The 23,423-nt window shown below is 57.2% G+C and carries 24 protein-coding genes; 8 read left to right on the top strand and 16 right to left on the bottom strand.

Translation table 11 applies throughout. From position 1 onward, the window contains the following. The first annotated feature begins 75 nt into the window (after positions 1–75). From ACN0TA_RS02070 to ACN0TA_RS02105, 8 genes are all read left to right on the top strand, one after another. The gene (locus ACN0TA_RS02070) at positions 76–2,241 is read left to right on the top strand and encodes a primosomal protein N' (RefSeq protein ID WP_417579310.1); all 2,166 of its coding nucleotides are present in this window, start codon (positions 76–78) and stop codon (positions 2,239–2,241) included. After that, positions 2,238–2,465, top strand: a complete 228-nt coding sequence (locus ACN0TA_RS02075) for a hypothetical protein (protein ID WP_417579312.1) — start codon at positions 2,238–2,240, stop codon at positions 2,463–2,465. The genes ACN0TA_RS02070 and ACN0TA_RS02075 overlap by 4 nt, the downstream gene beginning before the upstream one ends. Then, complete coding sequence (locus ACN0TA_RS02080) at positions 2,462–3,022, top strand: F0F1 ATP synthase subunit delta (RefSeq protein WP_417579314.1); 561 nt, start codon at positions 2,462–2,464, stop codon at positions 3,020–3,022. The genes ACN0TA_RS02075 and ACN0TA_RS02080 overlap by 4 nt, the downstream gene beginning before the upstream one ends. Then, entirely contained in the window at positions 3,022–4,557 is a 1,536-nt protein-coding gene (gene atpA, locus ACN0TA_RS02085) for a F0F1 ATP synthase subunit alpha (RefSeq protein WP_417579316.1), read from the top strand. Before ACN0TA_RS02080 ends, atpA begins: the two co-directional genes overlap by 1 nt. Before the next feature lie 36 nt (positions 4,558–4,593). Further along, entirely contained in the window at positions 4,594–5,478 is an 885-nt protein-coding gene (locus tag ACN0TA_RS02090; RefSeq protein ID WP_417579318.1) for a F0F1 ATP synthase subunit gamma, read from the top strand. Positions 5,479–5,560: 82 nt separating this feature from the next. After that, positions 5,561–7,000 (top strand): F0F1 ATP synthase subunit beta, encoded by a 1,440-nt coding sequence (atpD, locus tag ACN0TA_RS02095; protein WP_417579320.1) that lies wholly within the window; start codon positions 5,561–5,563, stop codon positions 6,998–7,000. A 71-nt stretch (positions 7,001–7,071) separates the two neighbouring features. Continuing rightward, on the top strand, positions 7,072–7,494 hold the full coding sequence (locus ACN0TA_RS02100; protein WP_417579322.1) for a F0F1 ATP synthase subunit epsilon: 423 nt from the start codon (positions 7,072–7,074) through the stop codon (positions 7,492–7,494). Between the two features lie 381 nt (positions 7,495–7,875). Beyond that, a complete protein-coding gene (locus tag ACN0TA_RS02105) occupies positions 7,876–9,924 on the top strand; it encodes a methyl-accepting chemotaxis protein (RefSeq protein ID WP_417579324.1) in 2,049 nt (682 codons plus the stop codon). Between the two features lie 67 nt (positions 9,925–9,991). On the opposite strand, the gene ACN0TA_RS02110 is transcribed toward ACN0TA_RS02105, so the two are convergent. The 16 genes from ACN0TA_RS02110 to ACN0TA_RS02185 form a co-directional block, all read right to left on the bottom strand. Beyond that, complete coding sequence (locus ACN0TA_RS02110; RefSeq protein WP_417579326.1) at positions 9,992–10,678, bottom strand: aspartate/glutamate racemase family protein; 687 nt, start codon at positions 10,676–10,678, stop codon at positions 9,992–9,994. Then, on the bottom strand, positions 10,675–11,211 hold the full coding sequence (locus tag ACN0TA_RS02115) for an RNA pyrophosphohydrolase (protein ID WP_417579328.1): 537 nt from the start codon (positions 11,209–11,211) through the stop codon (positions 10,675–10,677). The genes ACN0TA_RS02110 and ACN0TA_RS02115 overlap by 4 nt, the downstream gene beginning before the upstream one ends. After that, positions 11,208–12,353, bottom strand: a complete 1,146-nt coding sequence (locus tag ACN0TA_RS02120; protein ID WP_417579330.1) for a divergent polysaccharide deacetylase family protein — start codon at positions 12,351–12,353, stop codon at positions 11,208–11,210. Before ACN0TA_RS02120 ends, ACN0TA_RS02115 begins: the two co-directional genes overlap by 4 nt. Before the next feature lie 125 nt (positions 12,354–12,478). Beyond that, positions 12,479–13,843 carry a S41 family peptidase gene (locus tag ACN0TA_RS02125; protein WP_417579332.1) on the bottom strand — a complete coding sequence of 455 codons (1,365 nt, stop codon included), beginning with the start codon at positions 13,841–13,843 and terminating at the stop codon, positions 12,479–12,481. Further along, positions 13,843–15,207, bottom strand: coding sequence for a murein hydrolase activator EnvC family protein (locus tag ACN0TA_RS02130; protein ID WP_417579334.1), 1,365 nt, complete (start codon positions 15,205–15,207; stop codon positions 13,843–13,845). Before ACN0TA_RS02130 ends, ACN0TA_RS02125 begins: the two co-directional genes overlap by 1 nt. A 46-nt stretch (positions 15,208–15,253) precedes the next feature. Then, positions 15,254–15,739: a 23S rRNA (pseudouridine(1915)-N(3))-methyltransferase RlmH gene (gene rlmH, locus ACN0TA_RS02135; RefSeq protein ID WP_417579336.1), complete on the bottom strand. Its 486-nt coding sequence runs from the start codon at positions 15,737–15,739 to the stop codon at positions 15,254–15,256. An 18-nt stretch (positions 15,740–15,757) separates the two neighbouring features. Beyond that, positions 15,758–16,150 carry a ribosome silencing factor gene (rsfS, locus tag ACN0TA_RS02140; RefSeq protein ID WP_417579338.1) on the bottom strand — a complete coding sequence of 131 codons (393 nt, stop codon included), beginning with the start codon at positions 16,148–16,150 and terminating at the stop codon, positions 15,758–15,760. A 201-nt stretch (positions 16,151–16,351) separates the two neighbouring features. Then, complete coding sequence (locus tag ACN0TA_RS02145) at positions 16,352–16,987, bottom strand: nicotinate-nucleotide adenylyltransferase (RefSeq protein WP_417579340.1); 636 nt, start codon at positions 16,985–16,987, stop codon at positions 16,352–16,354. Then, positions 16,984–18,267: a glutamate-5-semialdehyde dehydrogenase gene (locus tag ACN0TA_RS02150; RefSeq protein ID WP_417579342.1), complete on the bottom strand. Its 1,284-nt coding sequence runs from the start codon at positions 18,265–18,267 to the stop codon at positions 16,984–16,986. The genes ACN0TA_RS02145 and ACN0TA_RS02150 overlap by 4 nt, the downstream gene beginning before the upstream one ends. A gap of 19 nt (positions 18,268–18,286) precedes the next feature. After that, on the bottom strand, positions 18,287–19,441 hold the full coding sequence (gene proB / locus ACN0TA_RS02155) for a glutamate 5-kinase (RefSeq protein ID WP_417579344.1): 1,155 nt from the start codon (positions 19,439–19,441) through the stop codon (positions 18,287–18,289). Next, the gene (gene obgE, locus ACN0TA_RS02160; RefSeq protein ID WP_417579346.1) at positions 19,429–20,472 is read right to left on the bottom strand and encodes a GTPase ObgE; all 1,044 of its coding nucleotides are present in this window, start codon (positions 20,470–20,472) and stop codon (positions 19,429–19,431) included. Before obgE ends, proB begins: the two co-directional genes overlap by 13 nt. Then, a complete protein-coding gene (locus ACN0TA_RS02165) occupies positions 20,469–21,017 on the bottom strand; it encodes a GNAT family N-acetyltransferase (protein ID WP_417579348.1) in 549 nt (182 codons plus the stop codon). Before ACN0TA_RS02165 ends, obgE begins: the two co-directional genes overlap by 4 nt. Before the next feature lie 2 nt (positions 21,018–21,019). After that, complete coding sequence (locus ACN0TA_RS02170; protein ID WP_417579350.1) at positions 21,020–21,565, bottom strand: GNAT family N-acetyltransferase; 546 nt, start codon at positions 21,563–21,565, stop codon at positions 21,020–21,022. Positions 21,566–21,680: 115 nt separating this feature from the next. Further along, positions 21,681–21,947, bottom strand: a complete 267-nt coding sequence (gene rpmA / locus ACN0TA_RS02175; RefSeq protein WP_417579352.1) for a 50S ribosomal protein L27 — start codon at positions 21,945–21,947, stop codon at positions 21,681–21,683. A 33-nt stretch (positions 21,948–21,980) separates the two neighbouring features. Further along, the gene (locus ACN0TA_RS02180; RefSeq protein ID WP_417579354.1) at positions 21,981–22,616 is read right to left on the bottom strand and encodes a 50S ribosomal protein L21; all 636 of its coding nucleotides are present in this window, start codon (positions 22,614–22,616) and stop codon (positions 21,981–21,983) included. Positions 22,617–22,983: 367 nt separating this feature from the next. Further along, positions 22,984–23,418: a gamma-glutamylcyclotransferase family protein gene (locus ACN0TA_RS02185; RefSeq protein WP_417579356.1), complete on the bottom strand. Its 435-nt coding sequence runs from the start codon at positions 23,416–23,418 to the stop codon at positions 22,984–22,986. Positions 23,419–23,423 lie beyond the last annotated feature (5 nt).

Genomic DNA, 23,423 nt, shown 5'->3' on the forward strand with positions numbered 1-23,423 from the left:
GGCTGGTCGAATCGGATTTGACAATTATGGTGCCCAGTATTGATCTTGTTTCGTTCTCCTAGCGCAAGGGCTCCAATGACGCTTGGTCCGATTGTGGCAGTGATGGTGGCAGTCGCCGTGGACGGCCCTTATTCCTATCGGGTGCCCGAGGGGGCAAGTGTTGAGCGCGGCTCGATCGTTGTCGTTCCATTGGGACCGCGGCCAACGCTTGGCGTCGTATGGGGCGGGCCCAAGGACAATTTCGCACACAACCGCCTCAAGGATATTGCGCATGTTTTTGACGTGCCGCCACTCTCCGAGGAGCTCCTGAAGACCATCGACTGGGTGGCGCGCTATACGCTGGCACAGCCGGGGATGGTATTGCGCGGGGCGTTACGGAGCCGGGAGGCACTCGACCCTCCTCGCCCGCTGATTGCCTATAAGCGCGCAGGGCCGGAGCCCGAAAGGATGACTGAAGCACGCGCACGGGTGCTAGGCGTTATGGAAGATGGTTACCCTTGGGCCAAGTCGGCGCTGATCGGTGCTGCGGGCGTTTCGACTGCCGTGGTGGACGGACTGGTCAAATCGGGCTGCCTGCAGAAGGTCGAAATCCCGGCGCCGCCGCCGGTCCTGCCACCCGAACCCGAGTTCGCACCGGCAAAATTGTCGGTCGGGCAGCAGGCTGCGCTCGACCGGATGCGCGCCCATGACACCGGAGGGTTTTCGGTCGCGCTGCTCGATGGGATTACAGGTTCGGGTAAGACCGAGGTATTTTTCGAAAGCGTTGCCGATACGTTGCGTGCTGGCAAGCAGGTTGCGGTCATTCTTCCTGAAATCGCTCTGACGCACACCTTCCTTGATCGGTTTGAAAGGCGTTTCGGGCAGCGGGCGGCCGAATGGCATTCGGAAATGACGCCCGTGCAACGAGCGCGAGTGTGGCGCGGTGTCTTAACCGGCGATGTTCGAGCCGTCATCGGAGCGCGTTCTGCCTTGTTCTTGCCGTTTCGTGAGTTGGGTTTGTTGGTACTCGATGAAGAGCATGACGGTGCATTCAAGCAGGCTGACCGGGTCAATTATCACGGCCGGGATATGGCAGTGGTCCGCGCGTCGATGGCGGGCGCGCGTGTTATTTTGTCGTCCGCAACGCCCGCGGTCGAATCGCGCAATAATGGGGAAACCGGGCGCTACGCGCATGTCCGGCTCGAAAGTCGGTTTGCAGATGCGGCGTTGCCCGATATCACGGCACTGGATATGCGGTCGGACGGTCCGGAGAAGGGCCAGTGGATCGCGCCAAAACTGGCGCGTGCGGTGTTCGATGCGCTAGACCGCGGAGAACAGGCATTGCTGTTTCTCAATAGGCGCGGCTATGCACCGCTGACACTTTGCCGATCTTGTGGGCATCAGTATCAATGCCCAGACTGTTCGACCTGGCTGGTCGAGCATCGATTCCGCGGAGTGTTGATGTGCCACCATTGCGGGCACGAAGAACGAGCACCGGAGGTGTGCGGTTCGTGCGGCGCCAGCGATTCGCTGGTGGCGGTGGGGCCGGGGATTGAACGGCTGGCCGAAGAGGTAACCGAGCGGTTCCCGGAGGCCCGGCCGGTCATCCTTTCTTCAGACATGGGATCGATGCGCCAAATTCGAGATCGGTTCGCAGAAATTGCGCGCGGCGAATATGATATTATCATCGGAACGCAATTGGTGGCCAAGGGACATCATTTTGAAAAGCTCAGTCTGGTCGGGGTTATTGATGCCGACCTAGGGCTCGCGCATGGCGATCCAAGAGCGGCGGAAAAGACATTCCAGATCCTGACGCAGGTGACAGGTCGTGCTGGGCGCGAATCGCGGTCTGGCAAAGCATTCCTGCAGACTTACCACCCCGATCACCCGGTGATGAAGGCGATGGTCAGCGGGGATCGAGAGGGCTTTTATGCCCATGAACTGGCGGTGCGGCGGCAAGGCGGCCTGCCACCATTCGGCCGACTGGCTGCATTGATCGTTTCGGGCAATGAGCATCTTGAGACCATGGCCTTTGCCAAGGCATTGATGGCGGCGGCGCCGTTGGCCGAAGGGGTGATGCGTTTTGGCCCGGCCGACGCGCCGGTTGCCATGGTTCGCGGACGGCACAGGGTGCGTATTCTTGTTCAAAGTCCCAAGGAATTCGACCTCTCGGGTTATGTCCGGTTCTGGCTGGAAACCGGTCCGTCCGCCAAGGGAAACCTCCGAGTTCAGGTCGATATCGATCCAATGAGCTTTTATTGATCCACAATCTTGTCACTATGCGACATTTGCGACGCCCCAATTTGGCCGTGATGCGCTTGCGTGGCCGGTTTTGGCATGGTAAGGCCACCCCGGAATTCATGGGCATGCCCTTGTTGGCGCTCGCCCTGTCGATCCGATTAAACACAAAACACAATGCCGCCGCCGCCCATATTGGCGATGACGACGATAAGGGGCGGGGCAAGCAGCGGGGTTACAAGGCTTGAGCGCACCACAATCCGTTCTGTCCAAGATTGCTCGGCCCTATGCGGCAGCGCTCTTTGATCTGGCCCAGGAAGCCAAGGTCATCGAGGCGGTCGAAAAGGATCTCGACGCAGTTGCCGGGCTAATCGATTCGTCCGATGACTTTTCCCGCTTTCTGGTCAGCCCGACAATCACGACTGACGTCAAGAGCGCAGCACTCAATGCGATCCTGGATAAGGTCAAGCCCGTCGAACTGGTCGCTAACACACTGCGGCTTGTTGCAAAGAATGGCAGGCTTTTCGCGCTCGGCGCAATCATCGGCGAATTCAAGACGCTTGCCGCTGCGGCGCGCAATGAAGTGAGCGCGGAGGTGACTTCCGCCGCTCCTTTGACCAAAGAGCAGGAAAAGGAACTTGCTGTTGTCCTTAAGGATAAGGTTGGCAAGGACGTTTCCCTTATTACACGTGTCGATGAAAGCCTGATTGGTGGCCTTGTGGTCAAGGTCGGGAGCCAGATGATCGATACCTCCCTCAAGACAAAACTTTCGGCCATGAAGATCGCCATGAAAGGGGTCAGCTAATGGACATCAAAGCTGCGGAAATTTCCGCGATCCTCAAAGACCAGATCAAGGATTTCGGCAAGGACGCCCAGGTCTCTGAAGTCGGTCAGGTGCTTTCGGTCGGTGACGGTATTGCGCGCGTCTTTGGCCTCGATAAGGTGCAGGCGGGCGAGCTCGTTGAGTTCCCCGGCGGCATTAAGGGCATGGCGCTGAACCTCGAAGCCGACAATGTTGGTGTTGTGATTTTCGGGTCCGACCGAGACATTAAGGAAGGCGACACCGTCAAGCGTACCGGTTCGATCGTCGATACGCCTGTCGGCAAGGGTCTTCTCGGTCGCGTCGTTGACGGACTCGGTAATCCGATCGACGGCAAGGGTCCCATTGAATCGACAGAGCGTCGTCGCGTCGACGTCAAGGCGCCCGGGATTCTTCCGCGCAAGTCGGTGCATGAGCCGATGTCGACCGGCCTCAAGGCTATCGATGCGTTGATTCCGATTGGCCGCGGCCAGCGCGAGCTGGTGATTGGCGATCGTCAGACCGGCAAGACCGCGATCATTCTCGACACCTTCCTCAACCAGAAGCCTGCCCATCAGTCAGGCGCGTCTGAGAGCGACAAGCTTTATTGCGTCTACGTCGCTGTGGGCCAGAAGCGTTCGACAGTCGCCCAGTTCGTCAAGATGCTCGAAGACAATGGCGCGCTCGAATATTCGATCGTCGTTGCTGCTACAGCCTCCGATCCGGCTCCGATGCAGTTCCTTGCGCCGTTCACCGGTTGTGCGATTGGCGAGTTCTTCCGCGACAACGGCATGCATGCCGTGATCGCCTATGACGATCTTTCCAAGCAAGCCGTTGCATACCGTCAGATGTCGCTTCTTCTGCGTCGTCCTCCCGGACGCGAAGCTTACCCTGGCGACGTTTTCTATCTTCACAGCCGACTTCTCGAGCGCGCTGCCAAGCTCAACGAAAATCACGGGTCGGGCTCGCTTACCGCGCTGCCGGTCATCGAAACCCAGGCCAACGACGTGTCGGCCTATATTCCGACCAACGTGATTTCGATCACCGACGGTCAGATCTTCCTTGAGACCAATCTGTTCTTCCAGGGCGTTCGTCCTGCCGTGAACGTCGGTCTGTCGGTTTCCCGCGTGGGTGGTTCGGCTCAGATCAAGGCCATGAAGCAGGTTGCCGGTTCGCTCAAGGGCGAGCTCAGCCAGTATCGTGAAATGGCTGCCTTTGCGCAGTTCGGCTCGGATCTCGACGCCGCAACCCAGCGGTTGCTCAACCGCGGTGCGCGTCTGACAGAGCTCTTGAAGCAGCCGCAGTTTTCGCCGCTCAAGACCGAAGAACAGGTTGCCGTGATTTTTGCTGGTGCCAATGGCTACCTTGATGATCTCCCGGTTCGTGGCGTTCAGCCTTTCGAAAAGGCGCTGCTTTCGCATATGCGGAGCAAGCATGCCGACGTTCTTGGCGACATTGCCAAGGAAAAGGCCCTGACCGACGGGATCAAAGAGCGCCTGGTTTCGGCTCTCGATGCTTTCAAGAAGACTTACACCGCCTAATTCCGGCGACCCGGCTGGCAAGGAGCTTTCGGCGCAATGCCCTCTTTGAAAGACCTAAAAAACCGGATCAACTCGGTCAAATCGACCCAGAAGATCACCAAGGCCATGCAGATGGTCGCGGCGGCAAAGCTCCGCCGCGCCCAGGATGCTGCAGAATCCGCACGTCCATACGCCGAACGTATGGAACAGGTTCTGGCTGGTCTTGGCGCTGCATATGAAGGCCGTCCCGACGCACCGGTGCTGCTTTCAGGCACCGGTAAGGAAGACGTGCATCTGCTCGTGGTCGCTACAGGCGAGCGTGGGCTGGCTGGCGGCTTCAACTCCTCGATTGCCCGTATGGCACGTGAGCATGCCACTAAGCTGATCGCGGAAGGCAAGACGGTCAAGATTCTGACTGTTGGCAAGAAAGGCGCTGACATTTTGAAGCGCGGTCTGGCCAAGCACATGGGCGAACAGATTTCCCTTAGGGACGTCAAACAGCTCGGCTATGCCACGGCGCAGGAAATAGGTGCAAAGATTCTTGCGATGTATGCAGACGGCGAATTCGATGTCGCTACCCTGTTTTACTCGCGTTTCCAGTCCGTCATCTCCCAGGTGCCTACGGCGCAGCAACTCATTCCTGCCAAGTTTGAAAAAGCCGAGGGTGAAGCGCTCAAGGCCGGTTCGGCTATCTATGAGTATGAGCCCGATGAGGAAGCGCTGCTTGAGGATCTTCTGCCACGTAACGTGAGCGTGCAGATCTTTAGGGCACTGCTGGAAAACAATGCCTCGTTCTTCGGAGCGCAGATGACCGCTATGGACAATGCGACCCGCAATGCCGGTGAGATGATCACGAAGCTTCAGCTGAGCTACAACCGCCAGCGGCAGGCCCAGATCACCAAAGAACTGATCGAAATTATTTCGGGCGCCGAGGCGCTCTAGGGTAGAGCAAAAATTATCGCGATCCGCAGGGAACGAGTGCAGCCCACTTTTCTCCGGTTCGCTCTGGAAAGGACCAAGACCCATGGCAGAGAACAAAACCGGCCGCGTCTCCCAGGTTATGGGCGCCGTTGTGGACGTGACCTTTGACGGTCATCTCCCGGCCATTCTGAACGCACTTGAGACTGACAATAACGGCAACCGCCTCGTGCTCGAAGTTGCCCAGCACCTCGGTGAAAACGCCGTTCGCACCATCGCCATGGACACGACCGAAGGTCTGGCTCGTGGTGTTGAAGTTCGCGACACTGGCGATGCTATCGAAGTTCCGGTCGGCGACGAAACACTTGGTCGCATCATGAACGTCATCGGTGAGCCGATCGACGAAGCTGGACCGGTCAACACACCTTCCAAGCGTGCTATTCACCAGCCTGCTCCGGAATTTGTGGACCAGGCCACCCAAGCCGAGATTTTGATCACCGGCATTAAGGTCATCGATCTGCTCGCGCCTTATGCGCGTGGCGGTAAGATCGGCCTTTTCGGCGGCGCCGGCGTGGGCAAGACGGTTCTCATCCAGGAGTTGATCAACAACGTTGCCAAGGCACACGGCGGTTATTCAGTGTTCGCTGGCGTTGGTGAGCGTACCCGTGAGGGCAACGATCTCTATTACGAGATGATCGAGTCGGGCGTGAACAAGGACCCCAAGGAAAACAACGGTTCGACCGAGGGTTCGAAATGCGCCCTGGTTTTCGGTCAGATGAACGAGCCTCCGGGAGCCCGCGCTCGCGTCGCGCTGACCGGTTTGTCGATCGCTGAAGATTTCCGTGATAAGGGTCAGGACGTTCTGTTCTTCGTCGACAACATCTTCCGCTTTACTCAGGCTGGTTCGGAAGTGTCAGCTCTTCTGGGTCGTATTCCGTCGGCCGTGGGCTATCAGCCTACTCTGGGCACCGACATGGGTGCACTGCAGGAACGCATCACAACGACCAACAAGGGATCGATCACCTCGGTTCAGGCCGTGTACGTGCCTGCCGACGATTTCACCGATCCGGCTCCCGCATCGACCTTTGCCCACCTTGACGCGACAACTTCGCTTAACCGCGCCATTTCGGAAAAGGGCATCTATCCGGCTGTTGATCCGCTCGATTCCAACTCGCGCATGCTGGACCCCAACATCGTGGGTGAAGAGCATTACCGTACGGCGCGTGACGTTCAGGAAATTCTGCAGCGCTACAAGTCGCTCCAGGACATCATCGCCATCCTGGGCATGGACGAGCTTTCCGAAGAAGACAAGTTGACAGTGGCGCGCGCCCGTAAGGTTGAGCGCTTCATGAGCCAGCCGTTCCATGTGGCCGAGCAGTTCACAGGGTCTCCTGGCATCTATGTCGAACTTGAAGACACCATCAAAGCCTTCAAGGGTTTGGTCGCCGGCGAGTATGACCATTTGCCCGAACAGGCGTTCTACATGGTTGGCACCATCGACGACGCCGTCAAGAAGGCACAGAAGCTCGCTGCTGAAGCTGCTTGATTACAATGAGATCGTGCAGGCCGGGTAACCGGCTTGCACATTTTCCGAACGCTTGAAGAACGGACAAAGTCATGGCCGAAGGCGTGAAAGTCGAAATCGTATCGCCTGAAGTACTCGTATTGAGCGCTGAAGCCCGTTCTGTCATCGTGCCGGGTACCGAAGGCTATCTTACGGTCATGGGTAATCATGCGCCGTTGATGGCAGTGCTCAAGCCCGGTTTCGTCACGGTAACCGACACTGGTGGAGCGATTGCGAGCTATTTCGTTGGTGGCGGGTTTGCTGATATCTCCGATGCCGGTGTTACGATCCTCGCTGAAGAGGCAAAGCCGGCGACAGAGTTCGGTCGCACCGAGATTGAGGCCCGCATCAGTGCAGCCCAGCAGGCGCTCTCCGATGCCGGAGAAGTCGATGACAGGGGAACGGCTCAAAACGATCTCGATACGTGGAAAAATTTGCTGCTTGAAAGTGCAACGTTAAGCGGCAACGTGCACTAGACGGGTGCGTTGAAATCACTTGATCAAAGGGCGCCAACGTGGGGCCTTTTTTTTTAGCCACGTTTCATGATCCAAATACCTGTCAAAGTCGATGCTATGGTCTAAACACTGTCTTAGCGGATGATGCTTGGATTGGACGACCTGGTGTTGCTTTCAATAATAGTTATCGATCTCCGTTCTTGGCATTGACCGAAGATGTCTTACGCCGCGCCCTACAGTATAACCTGCTGTAGCAGGCGCCGCGTCACTTATGCTCTGAAACGATCATTTAATTATATGCCCGTAGTTTTACATGGATTTCCCAGGAGGGGGAAGACATTCGTCCACAAGGAGCAGACGAGCATGCGGGGCATAACCAGCAGAATTCTGGGTCGCATCCCTATGACCACCACAATCGCCGCAATGGTGGTTGCAGCGGTCGTTATTTCGGTCGGGGCCGTTGTTGTGGCGGTCTATATCAACCTGTCGGCCAACAGTGACTCGGTCGCCAGATCCAGCCAGCAATCCAACATACGAACCGCGTCGACCATTCTTGGGGGAATGGGGGGCATACAGGTGGATTGGACTGAGGAGGGCGACGTTGCGAGCATTGGCACTTGGGTTATGCCGCGCTTCTATAACGATGATATCTCAGATTCGATCGCGCGTGTGACCGGCGAAACGACGGCAATCTTTGCCTGGAATGCCGAAACGCAGACCTTCGAGCAGGTTACCACTTCGATGGTCGATGCCGATGGGAACCGTCTGGTTCAAGACCCTATACCTGCAAACGGTGAAATTCATACCCAAATCCTCGAACAGGGTGCTCTATTTACCGAGACTGAGGTCAATGGTGATCGGTACTATTCGGTCTATCAACCCATTACCTACCTGTCCGGAACAGAAGTGCTTGGGCTGCTTTATGTCGGCGTCAGCGAGCAAGCTATCACCGCAGTTGTAACGGAAACTATGAATTTGCTGCTGATCGTTGCGGCAACTGCGCTGGCTGTGATGTGTGTTCTTTCCATCGTTGCTTCACGCATGATCGCCAGGCCGGTACCAGTTCTGTCGGGTGTGATGGGCAAGATTGCCCACAATGATTTCGACGTTGAGGTGCCCTACACCGAGCGCAAGAACGAAGTCGGTGATATGGCGCGCGCCATCGAGGTGTTCCGGGAGAATGGCCAAAAGGTCGCTGCGATGACCGAAGCAGAGGCAGCGCGAATCATTGCTGATGAGAAGTTGCGTCGCACCGTAATGGGCGACCTGCAAACGGCATTCGGAAATGTGGTCGATGCGGCAATTGCCGGTGATTTCTCCAAGCGGGTTGATGCCAAGTTCGATGATGCCGAGCTCAATGGTTTGGCCGGCAGCGTCAACGATCTTGTTTCGACAGTAGACAGAGGCTTACGGGAGACCGCGGGCGTTCTCGGTTCATTGGCCAACACCGACCTGACGTCACGTGTTACGGGCGAGTATCAGGGCGCTTTTGCTCAGCTCAAGCACGATACAAACGCTGTGGCTGAAAAGCTCTCAGACATCGTTACTGAGCTGCGCGGAACTTCGCGCACATTGAAGACGGCGACGGGAGAAATTTTGTCGGGCGCAAACGATCTGTCCGAGAGGACAACCCGCCAAGCAGCGACCATCGAAGAAACATCGGCGGCCATGGAACAGCTTGCAACGACGGTTATGGATAACGCCCGTCGTGCACAGGATGCTTCCCAAACCGCTGCCTCGGTCACCAAATCTGCCGAAGAGGGTGGCGAGGTGATGGTAGCGGCGACGAGCGCTATGGAGCGCATTACAACCTCGTCAGCCAAAGTCTCCGACATCATCAAGATGATCGACGACATAGCGTTCCAGACCAATCTTCTTGCGCTCAATGCTTCTGTCGAAGCTGCGCGAGCCGGTGACGCGGGCAAGGGGTTTGCTGTTGTCGCGGTTGAAGTACGGCGCCTTGCTCAATCGGCAGCGTCGGCATCATCGGAGGTCAAGGCTCTGATCGAGCAATCGGCCAATGAGGTCGATGGGGGATCCAAGCTTGTGGCCCAGGCCGCCGAAAAGCTTGTGTCGATGCTCGAAGCCGCACGGACCAACACCAGTCAGATGCAGCAGATCGCCAATGATAGCCGTGAACAGGCGTCTTCAATCGAGGAGGTCAATGCAGCTGTCCGGCAGATGGACGAGATGACCCAGCACAATGCGGCTCTTGTCGAAGAGACCAATGCGGCTATTGTTCAGACTGAGGAGCAGGCGAGTGCCCTCGACAGGATCGTTGAGATCTTCAAGATCGATAGGACGTCGGCGATCTCGCAACCCGTTGCAGGGTATCAGCAAACTGTAGGGGCCGGCGATGCGCGGTCGCTTCAGAACAAGGTCAAGCAAGCCGCCGGCGCTTATCTCAGCCAGGGCAACGCAGCAGTGGATCGCGAGTGGAGCGAATTCTGAGCGCAGTAAAGCCTGGCTGAACTACAGGGGGCGCCATGGCGCCCCTTTTTGATGCTGCAGATGTCGGTCAGATCAAGGCGTAAGTGACCGCGCTGCAGGCATGCAGTGCTGTGGTGTCGTAGAGTGGCAATGGGCTGTCTTCGTCCGACAAGAGCAGTTCAAGTTCTGTGCAACCGAGGATCACGGCTTGAGCGCCGCGCGCCGCAAGCCTTTCGATGGCTCTGATATAGATGCTACGCGACGTGTCGTTGATGATGCCTCGACAAAGCTCATTGTAAATGATGCCATCTAGGTTGGTCCTGTCGACATCGGGCACCAGGATGTCAATATCCCGCCGGCGCAGCCTGTCCGCGTAGAAGTCCATTTCCATAGTAAAGCGCGTTCCCAATAGTCCAACTAATTCAGCGCCATCGTCAATCAATGCGTCTGCCGTCGGGTCTGCGATATGGAGAAACGGTATGTCGGTCGCGGCTTCAATCTTCGGGGCGACAACATGCATGGTGTTGGTCGCAAGGAGCAAAAGATCCGCGCCCGCGTCTTCGAGCCGCCTTGCGGAATTGACCAGACGCTCGGCAGCTTGGTCCCAGTCTCCATAGGACTGAAGTGCTTCGATTTCTGCAAAATCAAGAGAGTCCAAAAGGATTGGTGCCGAGTGTAATCCGCCGCGCCGCTTTGCTGTTTCCCGGTTGATCAGCGCGTAATACTGGGCTGTTGACTGCCAGCTCATTCCGCCGATCAGACCGATGGTCTTCATGCTTTTTGCCCGGCAATCTGCTTAGGGATGTGGGCAAAAGCGCGTTGCAGCTCAATATATGCAGGTCGCTTGAAGGGAACTATGATATCTGCAACTTTGCTAAAATCCTCCCAGCGCCAAGCATCGAATTCGGGGTCAATTCCTGGATTATCGAGCAAGAGCGTAATCTCGTTTTCCTGGCCCTCAAAAAGGAATGCGAACCATTGCTGGCGTTGACCGCGGTATTTGCCCTTAAGTGCTATTCCCAGAACATCATCGGGCAAGTCGTAGTGGATCCATCCCGGCGCACGCGCTAGCAGACGTATCGTACGAATGCCTGTCTCTTCGTAAAGTTCGCGATAGGCCGCGGCAAGCGCATCTTCGCCGTCATCGATGCCACCTTGTGGCATTTGCCATGGGGCATCAACTTCAGAAGTATCGGGGCCAGGTGTGAGGATGCGACGCGCCAAAAAAACTTGTCCATCTGCGTTGAACAAGGCAATGCCAACGCAATCGCGGTAGGGCAGGTCGGAACGGTTGAGTGTTGGTTTCATCGTGCAGTCTCCGCGCCCGACAGGGCGCTTATCGGAACGAGTAGATATTGCTGCTGGTCAAGGGCGTTTGCCCAGTCGGAAAGCGTGCGGATCGAAACGGGAAGGGCGGACAGTATGCCAATGGCATTGCCTCGCTCGTCTGCAGTTCTCTTGAGGGCATCAAGTTCGGCCAGGATCGCCGACTGGGATGGGTTTGTATCGATAAAACTGTCGACGCGGGCATAGGGAACACCATTCTGGCGGGCCAATTGCGGCGCAACCGAACGGTTTGAGCTCCCGTCATCAAGGTAGGCCAGACCGCGCAGGCCCAATTCTTCCATGATCGGCGAAAAGTCGGCGGCGGATGCAGTAAATCGGGCACCCATATGGTTGATGATGCCGGTATAGCCGGTCATCCGGGTCAGCAGCCAATAGAGTTTCTCGAGATTGTCGCGTGTCGGTTGCTCGACGAGCAATGTATGTGGGCCGGGGTCGTTCTGCGGATAGTCGAAAGGCTCTAAAGGGATCTCCAGCATAATTTCATGGCCATCGGCCCGGGCCATATCGCTGAGCGCTTCGAGGTTACTTCCATAAGGGGCAAAGGCCAGTGTCACAGTTCCCGGCAAGCCATTTATGGCCTCTCGCGTTGTTGCGTCACTCAACCCGAGCCCTGAAATGACCACGGCGATGAGCTTGCGTCCCCCTGCAGCCTGCGGTGATACAGATGGGCGGGCGTAGGCCTCAAACGGTTTGACCCCCGTGCTGCTCACACGTGGCAGCGGGCCGCTCCCGGTCATCTCGAAAAGATCCTGCTCAAGGTCACTGGCGGGCATGCCGGCCGTGTCTTGAGCCTCTGCCGATTCTCCAAGGGTAATTATTGAGGGACCATTGACGATAGCGGGGCTGATCGTTGCTTCCGCAGATGCAACCTGCTCGGCAACGGGATTGGGATCGGGTTCAAGATTGACCGGCGCGTCGGCAACTGGACGCCCTCCCATCGGATCGTCGACGAGTATGATCCAAGCCGATACGCCCAATCCGCAAAGGACAACCAATGCCGCACAAGCGCGTCCCCATGGGAAACCGGTCCATCGGCTGGAGCCGCTTCCCTGTTTTGTTTTGCGGCGTTTTTTGCCCAGCGGCGTGCTCAACTCGTCAGTCATGATGCGGCTGGTCCCGAAGCTCGCAATTATTTCACCGTTTCAGAGTGTAGCCTGAACATTTTGTGGATTTCGGCTGGCCTCCATAACGGGGCCAGCCGCTCAATAGCTCTGAGCTATAGCACAGGCTATTGGCTTTCGCTTACATCGACCTCTTCGGCATCCTGCTGAGCGATCACAGCGTCGGGATTGGGCGGAAACGCGACATCTTCGGCGTCGCCCAGAATGAGATCAATAGCATATTGAAGCTGATTGTCTTCAGCCCGTTCGGCAGGGACATAGACCGAGGAACCAACTGTCGCTTCTTCCTCTGCCTCGCCAGAAATATGTCCTGCAAGCCCGGCTTCGCCGATCAACAAATCCCTGCCCTGAAATTCTTCGGGGACGTCCTGAAGAATTTCTATATCTGGAGTGATGCCGAGTGCCTGGATAGAACGATTGTTTGGCGTGTAATATCGGGCAGTGGTGAGACGCATGGCACCGTCAAAACCGAGCGGAATTATCGATTGCACCGAACCTTTGCCGAACGATCGTGTACCGACAAGTGTCGCCCGGCCCTGATCCTGCAGAGCACCGGCCACGATTTCGGCAGCCGAGGCCGAACCGCCGTTGATGAGCACGATAATCGGCACATCGGTCAGCATGGCATCAATGTCGTCGGGGCTGGCATCGTAACGCGAGTTCTGATTTGGAATGCGGCCCCGGGTCAGGACGACGGAGCCCTGGGAAAGAAAGGCGTCAGCAACAAATTGTGCCTGATCTACAAGTCCGCCGGGGTTGTTGCGCAGATCGAGAATGATGCCTTGAGGCGCTTCGCCGCCGGTTTCTTCAAAGATTTCGCTGATGGCATCGGTCAAACCGCTATAGGCTTGGCCGGAAAATCTTGACAGCCGGATAAGCGGTACGTCTCTTTCCATGCTCCAGCGCACTGCTGAGAGCGAAATGATGTCACGTGTGAGGCTCAACTCGATGAGCTGTTCGGCGCCTTCACGTGAAATCAGTACATCTACATCTGTACCCACTTCGCCACGCATCAGATCGACCGCATCGTCCAAGGTCATGCCCATGACCTGCTGGCCGTCGATTTCAACAACAAAGTCGTTGGCAAGGATGCCGGCGCGCGACGCCGGGCTGTCGTCATACGGGGTGACAACCTTTACCAGTCCGTCTTCCATGGTGACTTCGATGCCCAGGCCACCGAATGTGCCGGATGTATCTTCACGCACATCGGCAAAGCTCTCAGGTGAAAGGTAGGCCGAGTGTGGGTCCAGGGATGTCAGCATGCCCTGGATAGCGGCCCGAATAAGCTCGGTTTCGTCGGGAGCTTCGATGTATTCGTCACGAATGCGGTCAAGGACGAGACCGAACAATTCGAGCTGGCGATACAGCTCTTCCTGTTCGAGTTGTGTCTGCTCGGACTGGGCCGATACAGGCCCTACACTCGCGGCGATCGCCAAAATCACGATCAGAGCCCGCTTGAATACCAACGCCATCAGCTCGTTCCACTTTCCTGTTGTTGGGACTGGGCCGTCCACCATCCCTCGGGATCTATGGGGATGCCACCTTCCCGGAGTTCAATATACAGCGCTGGACTGGAAGCTCCAGCGCCGGCCTCAAGGTTGGGTATGTCGCCCATGGTACCAATCGGGCTGCCCATCTGTACGAATGCGCCCGGCTCTATAGTAATCGAATCGAGTCCTGCAAGAACGACCAGAAAGTCCTGGCCAGCATTGAGAATTAAGATTTGGCCGTAATTGAGGAACGGTCCGGAATGAACGATCCAGCCATCTGCTGGCGCCGAGACCGTCGCACCATTGGCTGTCGAGATTGTTAATCCCTTCGATTGTCCGCCATATCCGTCGGCCGCCCCATAGGTGGTGAGCGTTGATCCAGTCACCGGTGACCGCAGGTAACCCTTTGCAGCTTCGATGGGAACTGCAGGTTCGCTGCGTTCGGCATCAGCGAAAGCGAGTCTCAAGGTTTCCGGATCGAGCGTTGGAACGGTCTGTCCCGAATTGGCTGCCCGTGTGGCTTCATCGGCGGCCGTTATGGCGGCAATCCGGGTCTCTAGCCCTGCAATCAATTGTTCGAGAGATGTGGCCCTGTCGGCCAATGCCTGGGCCTCAGCTTCCTCGCGCAGCAAATCATCGCTTAGCCATTCAAGTCCCTGCTTGCGTGCCTCGATGATCGTGGCGATACGCAATCTTTCCTCATTGAGAGTCGCGAGATTGGCATTGAGCTGTTCAGACTCTGCCAACGCGGTTTGTTTGAGTGCGATCAGCTCGTTAAGGCTTTCGGTTACCGTTTCTGCCCGCTCCTGGAGTTGAGGCAACACAGCGCCGAGCAAGAGGGCCGCGCGAGCGGATCCGAGCGCGTCCGAAGGGTCAACGATGATGGCTGGGGGCGGTTGTGCAGAAATGCGCTGCAGGGACGCCAAAAGATTGGAAATAGAACGATCGTGACCGTCGAGCCGGGACCGGACTGACTGCTCGGAAGCGAACAGCGCCTCGAGACGCTCTTCGATCAGCCGAATGTCTTCGTCGGCGAGGTCGACCCTTTGGCCTGCGGCAATCAATTCCGCGCCCAATTGGGTGGCATCGCCATCCAGTGCCTCGATTTCGGCACGTATCTCGGCGATGCGTTCCTCGCTGATGTCGATTTCGCCGCGGACATTTTCCAGGTCGCCCTGCACATCCTGCGTTGTTTCCTCAAGCGCCTGGCTTGGCACATCCTCGACTGCAGGGACGGCATCTTCTTGAGCAGTTGCTGAGTACGCGAGCGTCAGTACCATGCCCGCAATGGCGGCCAGTAAAATGCGCAAAGAGGGTCTAAGGAAATGTCCCACAGGCAGGCTCAAACCGGCAAACTCCGAATCAGCCCGGACAATAGCAGAGACAGCGCCATCAATCGCCCCGGTGGTAAGGGTGCCCGGACAAAATTGTCGTGGCACGATAGAGTTGCTCGGCTGCCATGATACGCACCAATTGGTGCGGCCAGGTCATGGCGGAAAACGAAATCACGAAATCTGCGTGGTCGCGCAATTCGGCTGAAAGGCCGTCTGCGCCACCGATTAACAGTACAACCGTCTGCCTGCCAGAGTCCCGCCAATCAGCCAAGCGCGTTGCAAAGTCGTTGCTTGAAACGGACTTGCCGCGCTCATCCAATGCAATAATCACGCTTCTGTCGGGTATTGCCGAACGGATTGCGCGGGACTCCTCTGTCTTTCGCGCGTCCGCACTCGATGCACGGGACTCAGCAAGTTCGACGACCGAAAAATCGGCAAGCCCGTGTGGCTTGCCGCTCGCCACGGCGCGGTCAAGGTAACGCGCCACAAGATCCCGTTCGGGTCCGGCTTTCATTCGCCCGACCGCGACGATCAAAACACGCATGCGAACCGTTAGGCTCTGCTAGTGCGTATCGGTCCCGAAATCCGCAGCCCACATCTTTTCGATGTTGTAGAACTCGCGAACTTCAGGACGGAAAATGTGCACGATCACATCGGATGCATCGACCAGTACCCAGTCGGCGGACGGCAGTCCTTCGATCCTGGGCTTGTCGTAGCCATTTGCCTTCAGCGCTTGGACCAATTGGTCGGCAACGGCGGCGACATGACGATTGGAACGCCCTGAGGTCACGACCATATGGTCAGCGAGCGAGGATTTTCCGGTGATGTCGATGGAGATCGTTTCATCGGCCTTTGCATCTTCAAGCGATGCGAGGATCAGGTCGAGAACTGGGACCTGAGGTACGGCCTTGGTTGCGGTATCGCCCGATACCGACTTGCTGGGCGTGGGAGCCATCAAGCGTGGTCCTCCGCCCTATGGGGCATTTGCTGGGTCATCAAGCCTTTTTGGTTTCCTTGTGTCAGCTTGTCGATAAACACATGCATCGCGTCATACGGTGCATAGGACCAATATGCGTGCGGCTCGGCACTTTGCCAAGAGCCTGCATGGCCAATACCGATCATGTATTAATGTCGTTAATGAGACGGTAACCAAACGTCAGGCGTGCTGATCCTTTGGTGAGCCGCCGCGCAACTCGGTTGAAGATAAAGTGCTCATCAAGCCATGGAGAAATACCCAGGCCGGGGGCTGAGCGGTTGGGAGAAGTCTTGCGTCGCTCTCATCCAGGCGCGATTGGGCAAAGCGCAAGGCGGCTTTTGAAAAAGGCGCGCGACGGGTCGATCCAGGTCGTACATACACTGCTATTGGAATCAGCCGGAAAATATCTTCCCAGCGTTCCCAGCGGTGAAAGCTCGATAGACTGTCTGCACCCATGATCCAGACGAATCGTCGATCAGGCATGGCACGTGTGAGATAGTCAACTGTCTGGTGGGTGTAGGTGAACCCATGCGCTGCCTCAAAGCCCGTCACATGGATGGAAGGGTGATCGATCCGTGCCCTTGCCGCATGAACCCGGCTTTCAAGTGGCGCAAGCTCGGCATGGTCCTTGAGCGGATTGCCCGGAGTTACAAGCCACCAGACAGCGTCCAGCCCCAGCCGCTTGAGGCTTTCGCGCGATACCAGCTCGTGGCCCTCATGGGGGGGATTGAAGCTCCCACCGAACAGTCCGATGCGCATGCCAGGCGCTGAGGGCGGCAAGTCTGTGATGCCGTCAATGATGAGGCGATTGGTCAAGGGCGGGTCTGCCCGTTGCCGCGTACGAGATATTTAAAGCTCGTCAACTGTTCTACGCCCACAGGCCCGCGTGCGTGCATTTTACCAGTAGCAATTCCAATTTCGCCACCGAATCCAAATTCGCCCCCATCTGCAAACTGGGTCGAGGCGTTGTGCATCAGGATCGCGGAGTCGATTTCGGCAAAGAATTTGTCAACCGCCACCAGGTCCTCGGCAATGATCGCTTCGGTATGATGGGATGAGTAGTGTGCGATATGAGCAATCGCTTCACCGATATCAGCAACGATCTTCACTGATATGATCGCATCCTCATATTCGGTCCGCCAATCGTCGTCAGTGGCGGGCCGGGCGGTATCGATGATGCTTCTAACAGTTTCGTCGCCCCGGATTTCGCAGCCCTTTTCCATTAGCGCTTCGATGATCGGGCTCAAATGCGTTGCAGCGACATCGGCGTGGACCAGCAGGGTTTCGGCAGCGCCACAAATTCCGGTCCGGCGCATCTTTGCATTGGCGATCACGCTGACTGCTTTGGTGAGATCTGCGCTCTTGTCGACATAGACATGCACCAGCCCTTCGAGGTGCGCAAAAACCGGTACGCGGGCCTCAGCCTGCACCCGGCCCACCAAGCCCTTGCCACCTCGCGGTACTATGACATCAATGGTGCCGTTGAGGCCCTTGAGCATTTCACCCACTGCGGCGCGATCAGTCGTCGGGACAATCTGGATGGCGTCCTGGGGCAACCCGGCCGCCGAAAGGCCCTCGACCAAGCAAGAGTGAATTGCGCGCGAAGAGTGAAAGCTGTCCGATCCGCCGCGCAAGATCACTGCATTTCCAGCTTTCAGGCAAAGTGCTCCGGCATCGGCTGTCACATTGGGTCGCGATTCAAAGATAACGCCAATAACGCCAAGTGGGGTCCGCACGCGCGAAATATCGAGGCCATTCGGTCGCTGCCAATTGGCAGTGACAGTACCGACAGGCTCGGGAAGTTCAGCAACGGTTTCCAATGCCGCGATGATCCCATCCAGCCTGCTATCATCAAGTCGTAGGCGATCAAGGAAGGCAGCACTCATGCCAGAGGCTTTTGCGGCATCAAGATCAGTGGCGTTGGCCGAGAGTATGTCGGCTCGGCGTCTATCGATTGCCCTGGCGGCGGCGTGCAGTGCTGCTGTTTTTTTTTCGGACGATGTGTGGGCGAGGGCCGATGCTGCCCTGCGGGCGTTGCTGCCCAGTGCCTCCATGGTCGCCACAAGTTCATCGCTCTGAGGTGCAGCTGCGCTCAAGATTGCCTCCCGATCCTGTTTATTGGTTCAAAAGCACGAGATTGTCGCGGTGCACAAGTTCAGAACGCGTCGAGGGTCCCAGCATGTCCTTGATGGTCTCGCTTTTTTTGCCGATCACCATGTCGGCAGCGTCGCGGTCGAGTCCCACCAACCCGCGTGCAATTTCCTGGTCGCTAAGGTTGCGGATTGCGACGACGTCGCCACGTACGAAATCGCCCCGGAGCTTGACAACGCCTATCGGCAGCAGTGAGCGCCCACCCTTTAACGCCCTGGCGGCACCATCATCGATGGTAATCTGGCCGGTCACCTCGAGAGTGCCCATGATCCAGCGCTTACGGGCGGCAGTGGTGTTGCTTGCCGGCGCAAAAAGCGTGTGCCGTCCGCCCTCAACCAGATTACGCAGAGGCTGTAAGCTTTTGCCCTGAGCTATGATCATTGCCGTTCCGGCGTTCACCGCAATTTTGCCCGCCCCCAGCTTGGTGGTCATGCCACCGCGTGAGAGATGGCTTGCTGCACCTCCCGCCATGGCTTCGATCTCCGGAGAGATTTCGGCGACTTTGGGGATATGACGCGCTTCAGGATTTTGCGCGGGCGGGGCAGTGTAAAGCCCGTCGATATCGGAGAGCAGGACAAGCATGTCCGCTTCGATCATTGTGGCAACGCGTGCCGAAAGCCGATCATTGTCGCCATAGCGGATTTCAAACGTTGCAACAGAGTCGTTTTCATTGATGATCGGAACCGCGCCCAGGCCCAGCAATGTGTTGATCGTGGTGCGGGCATTGAGAAAATAGCGCCGCTCTTCTGTGATGTTGGGCGTGAGCAATATCTGCCCGGTCGTAATACCGTGTTCGCCAAGATGGCTGGCCCAGGCCTGCGACAAGGCTATCTGGCCGGCGCTGGCTGCAGCCTGGCTTTGGTCGAGTGGCAGTGTCTTGCCGGGCAGACCGAGAACGCGTCGGCCCAGCGCGATAGCCCCTGACGATACGATAACGACATCGCGCCCCTCGGTTTTGAGTGCAGCGATATCCTTGGCAAGTGCCGAAAGCCAATCGGAGCGCAGCTTGCCCGTCTGGTCATCGACAAGCAGTGCCGAGCCGATCTTTATGACCAGCCTTTTATATCCTGCCAAAGCATTTTGCTTCTCCACAGCCGAAGGCTGCATCAGGGCACCCATTTATCCGTTGTCTCGGATCGTGATGAACGCGCTGCGTTCTCAGCGTTGTGGTCCAGCACGCCAAGCACAGCGTAAAGCACCGCCTCGACGTTCTTGCCTGTTGCGCCGGAGATGGCGAGGACTTCGCCACCCGATGCCTCTTCAAGAGCGCTTTTGCGCTCGGCAAGCGTTTCTTCGTCCAACGCATCGATCTTGTTTAGGCAAAGGATTTCTTCCTTGCCGACCAGCCCGCCGCCATACGCCTCGAGTTCGTGACGGATGGTCTTGTAGGCGCCGACCACGTCGTCTTGCGTACCATCAACAAGATGGATCAACACGCCGCAGCGCTCGACATGGCCCAGGAACCGATCGCCCAGCCCGGCACCTTCCGAGGCGCCTTCGATCAGCCCGGGAATGTCAGCAAGTACGAACTCACGTGCGCCAGCGCGGACAACGCCCAGTCCGGGGTGAAGCGTCGTAAACGGATAATCGGCGATCTTTGGCTTGGCCGCCGTTACAGCGGAAAGGAATGTCGATTTTCCTGCGTTGGGCAGACCGACAAGTCCAGCATCTGCGATCAGTTTGAGTCGCAGCCAGATCCAGCGTTCCTCGCCTGGCAGCCCAGGATTGGCACGGCGCGGGGCCTGATTGGTCGACGTCTTGAAATGTGCATTGCCAAATCCGCCATTTCCGCCTTCGAGCAGCGTCTGGCTTTGGCCAACCTCTGTGAAGTCGGCGATCAACGTTTCGCCGTCTTCTTCAAAGATCTGGGTCCCGACAGGCACCTTGAGAGTGATATCGGCACCATCGGCGCCAGTGCGGTCCTGGCCCATGCCGTGATTGCCGGTGCCGGCCTTGAAATGCTGCTGATAGCGATAATCGATGAGCGTGTTAAGGCCGTCGACGCACTCAACGAGTACATCGCCGCCCCTCCCACCATTGCCGCCATTGGGCCCGCCGAACTCGACGAACTTCTCGCGCCGGAAGGCGATTGAGCCAGCCCCGCCATTGCCGGAGCGGATATAGACCTTAGCCTGATCGAGAAATTTCATAGCGTTTCAAGCGCCCTGTAAAAGGCGTCCCGTGTCAGTTCTGTTTCGATATGGTCGATGTCGGTGTTCTGGGCAAGACAGATTCGTTTGCCGATGCCTGTACGGACGAAGCCCAGCTTGTCTTGGATTGCCAGTGATGCCGCGTTGAAATGAAAGACGCCGGACACCAGCCGATTGGCCGTGGTTGTCGAGAAATACCATTCGATGACCGCGGCAGCAGCCTCGGTCATCAAGCCCTTCCCCCAATACGGCTGGCCGAGCCAATACCCGATTTCGGCGTCACGATCTTCCTTGTGCATGCCGCAAAACCCCATCACGCCATTGCGTGGGTCACATATGGCAAAGGTTATAGAGTCAGGCGTCCATTCCTTTTTCTGCCGCATGAGCCAGTCCACTGCCATGTTGATTGTGTAGGGATAGGGCACGCGAGCGAGGTTCTTGGTCACTTCGAAGTTGTTGAGCAATGCCGCAACACGCGGGGCATCGCGCAATTTGGGTCGGCGCAAGATCAAGCGCTGCGTGCGGATTTCGGGTTGTTCGGCCATGGTCAGAACGATTCCGCTGCTATGGTCAGTTCAAAGATTGTGATTGGAACGTCCTTGTGCGGTCCACAACGTGAAATTGTCTCATCGAGACGGGTGAAACCGAGCTTTTCAAGCACTGCTTGTGAGGCAGTATTTTCGCTTCGGACTTTGGCGCGAAGCGGAGAGCAGTGGCCAGTTTCCCTTATGGTATCAATCAGCGCACGGGCTGCTTCTGTTGCATAGCCTTTGTTCCAAAAGGGCTCTCCGAGCCAGTAACCTATTTCTGGTGACTCACTGGCAGACATGTGCAGACCGATCATTCCGATCAGACGACCGTCCTTACCGGTTATTGCGTAAGCGTGCTCTTGCTCGCTACGGACGAATTTTGTGACAAATTCGAGCGCGTCGGCCTGGCTATACGGGTAGGGCAAAGTTGTCATTGCATGAATTTTGGGATTGTTGGCCAATTTGGCAATGGCGACAACGTCGCCTTGGCCTGGCGCGCACAAGGCAAGGCGATCGGTCTCAATCCGATCCGGCAGTGCACCCCTGAGCGCCTTACTGTCCATCAATTTGCCCTGACAAATGAAAAGGGGAGCCGGTGATGGGCTCCCCTGATCCATATGCGATAGCGCTGCCGGGGAGAAGGTCTCCAGTCGGCTGCGATTCGAACGCTTTGTCGCGTTATTCAGCAGCCTTGAGTGGCGCGACCGAAACAAAGCTCTTGCCGCCTGACTTGGTGGCGAAGGTCACCTTGCCGTCGACAAGCGCGAAAATTGTATGGTCCTTGCCCAGGCCAACATTGGTGCCTGGATGCCATTTGGTGCCGCGCTGGCGAACGATGATGTTACCGGCGATGACGGCTTCGCCGCCGAACTTCTTGACGCCGAGGCGGCGGCCGGCTGTATCGCGACCGTTGCGGGATGAGCCGCCTGCTTTCTTATGTGCCATGGTTCAAAATCCTCGAATGTGTCTGTGTCGCGATTACTGGTCGGCTTTGGCGCGCGGGGGCTTGCCAGCGATCAGTTCGTTAGCTTGGTCGACCCACTCATCGCGTTCGATGCGGCCCTTGAAATCAAGCTCTTCGTCAAATTTGGCGACGTCGGCTTTGGTCCACTTGGCAATCTGGGTCAGGCTGGTGACGCCCGCAGCAGCGAGCTTCTTTTCCAGGGCAGGACCAACGCCGCCGATCAGCTTGACGTCGTCCTTGAACTCAGCAGCAGGGGCCGCTTCAGCTTTTTCAGCCTTGGCTTCGACCTTGGCGGCCTTTTTGGGCGCAGCAGCCTTCTTGCCCGATGGCTTGGCGCCGCCGGTCAGAATTTCGGTAATGCGAACCAATGTCAGTTCCTGGCGATGGCCGTTCTTTCGGCGATAGCCCTGGCGGCGCTTCTTTTTGAAAACAATGACCTTCTTGTCGCGGAATTGCTCAACGACTTCGCCGGCAACAAGCGCGCCATCGACGAGCGGAGCGCCCAACGTGACGTCGGCATCAGCGCCAACCATCAGAACGTTTTCAAAAGTGATGACATCACCGGCTTCGCCAGCGAGCTTTTCGACGCGGACCAGATCATTGGCAGCAACTTTGTACTGCTTGCCACCGGTCTTGATGACTGCGAACATATGTCTTGGCCGGATTGCATCCGGTTCCCTTGGTTTTCGCACCTTACGGCGCCGCGGACGATGCCTATTTCCGCGGACTTCTGAGCTGGCCGGAGCATTGAGTTCCGACGGGCGGCCTGTGGCAGCGTATTTAAACAAAACAAATGGCGCACAGGCAGGACCCATGCGCATTCGGGGCCGTTTATCGGTGGAAATGGCGCCAGAGTCAAGGCCCACTCGTCAAAGCTCGGCGCTCCCGTACCAGTCGCGTGCAACGATTTAGGCCGGCGAATTTTTGGGCATGCTTGCCGCTAAGTCCGAAGCTTCATTACCCGCCTTGTCCAGCGGAAAGCGGGCCCTGAGATGCCGATCTTTCGTTGCTCTTAGCCTATTCAGGCGTCCAGTTGAACTCTTGCAACCTATGATGTGGAATTGCCTGGCGCCGATGGAGCTTGGTCCAATTCGCAAATGACCAACGTGGGCCATCGGGATCGATTTGTCGTACGGGCAAATAGGTTTGGGCAGTTGCGGTTCCGCTTTCGACGTGGATCTCTAGGGTGCTGCGCCGATATTCATCGCCTTCAAAGATATCGAGCCGCACCATGTCGTTTCGGCTTAGATCCGTTACGAGCAATCCCGCGACCCATTCATTGGCCGCGACCAATGCAGGGTAGAGATTGTGGCCATAGTAGATAGTGCGCCATCCATAGGCACGGGCACTGTTGAGGGCTTCCGCTGCCACACGCCGACCGAGAACGCCTTCGAAAATCTCTCGATCGCGCAATGTGCCGTATACAAAAAGGGGCGGATCGATCGTGTTCATCAATG

It is taken from the genome of Pelagibacterium sp. (assembly GCF_048264985.1).
Classification (GTDB): domain Bacteria; phylum Pseudomonadota; class Alphaproteobacteria; order Rhizobiales; family Devosiaceae; genus Pelagibacterium.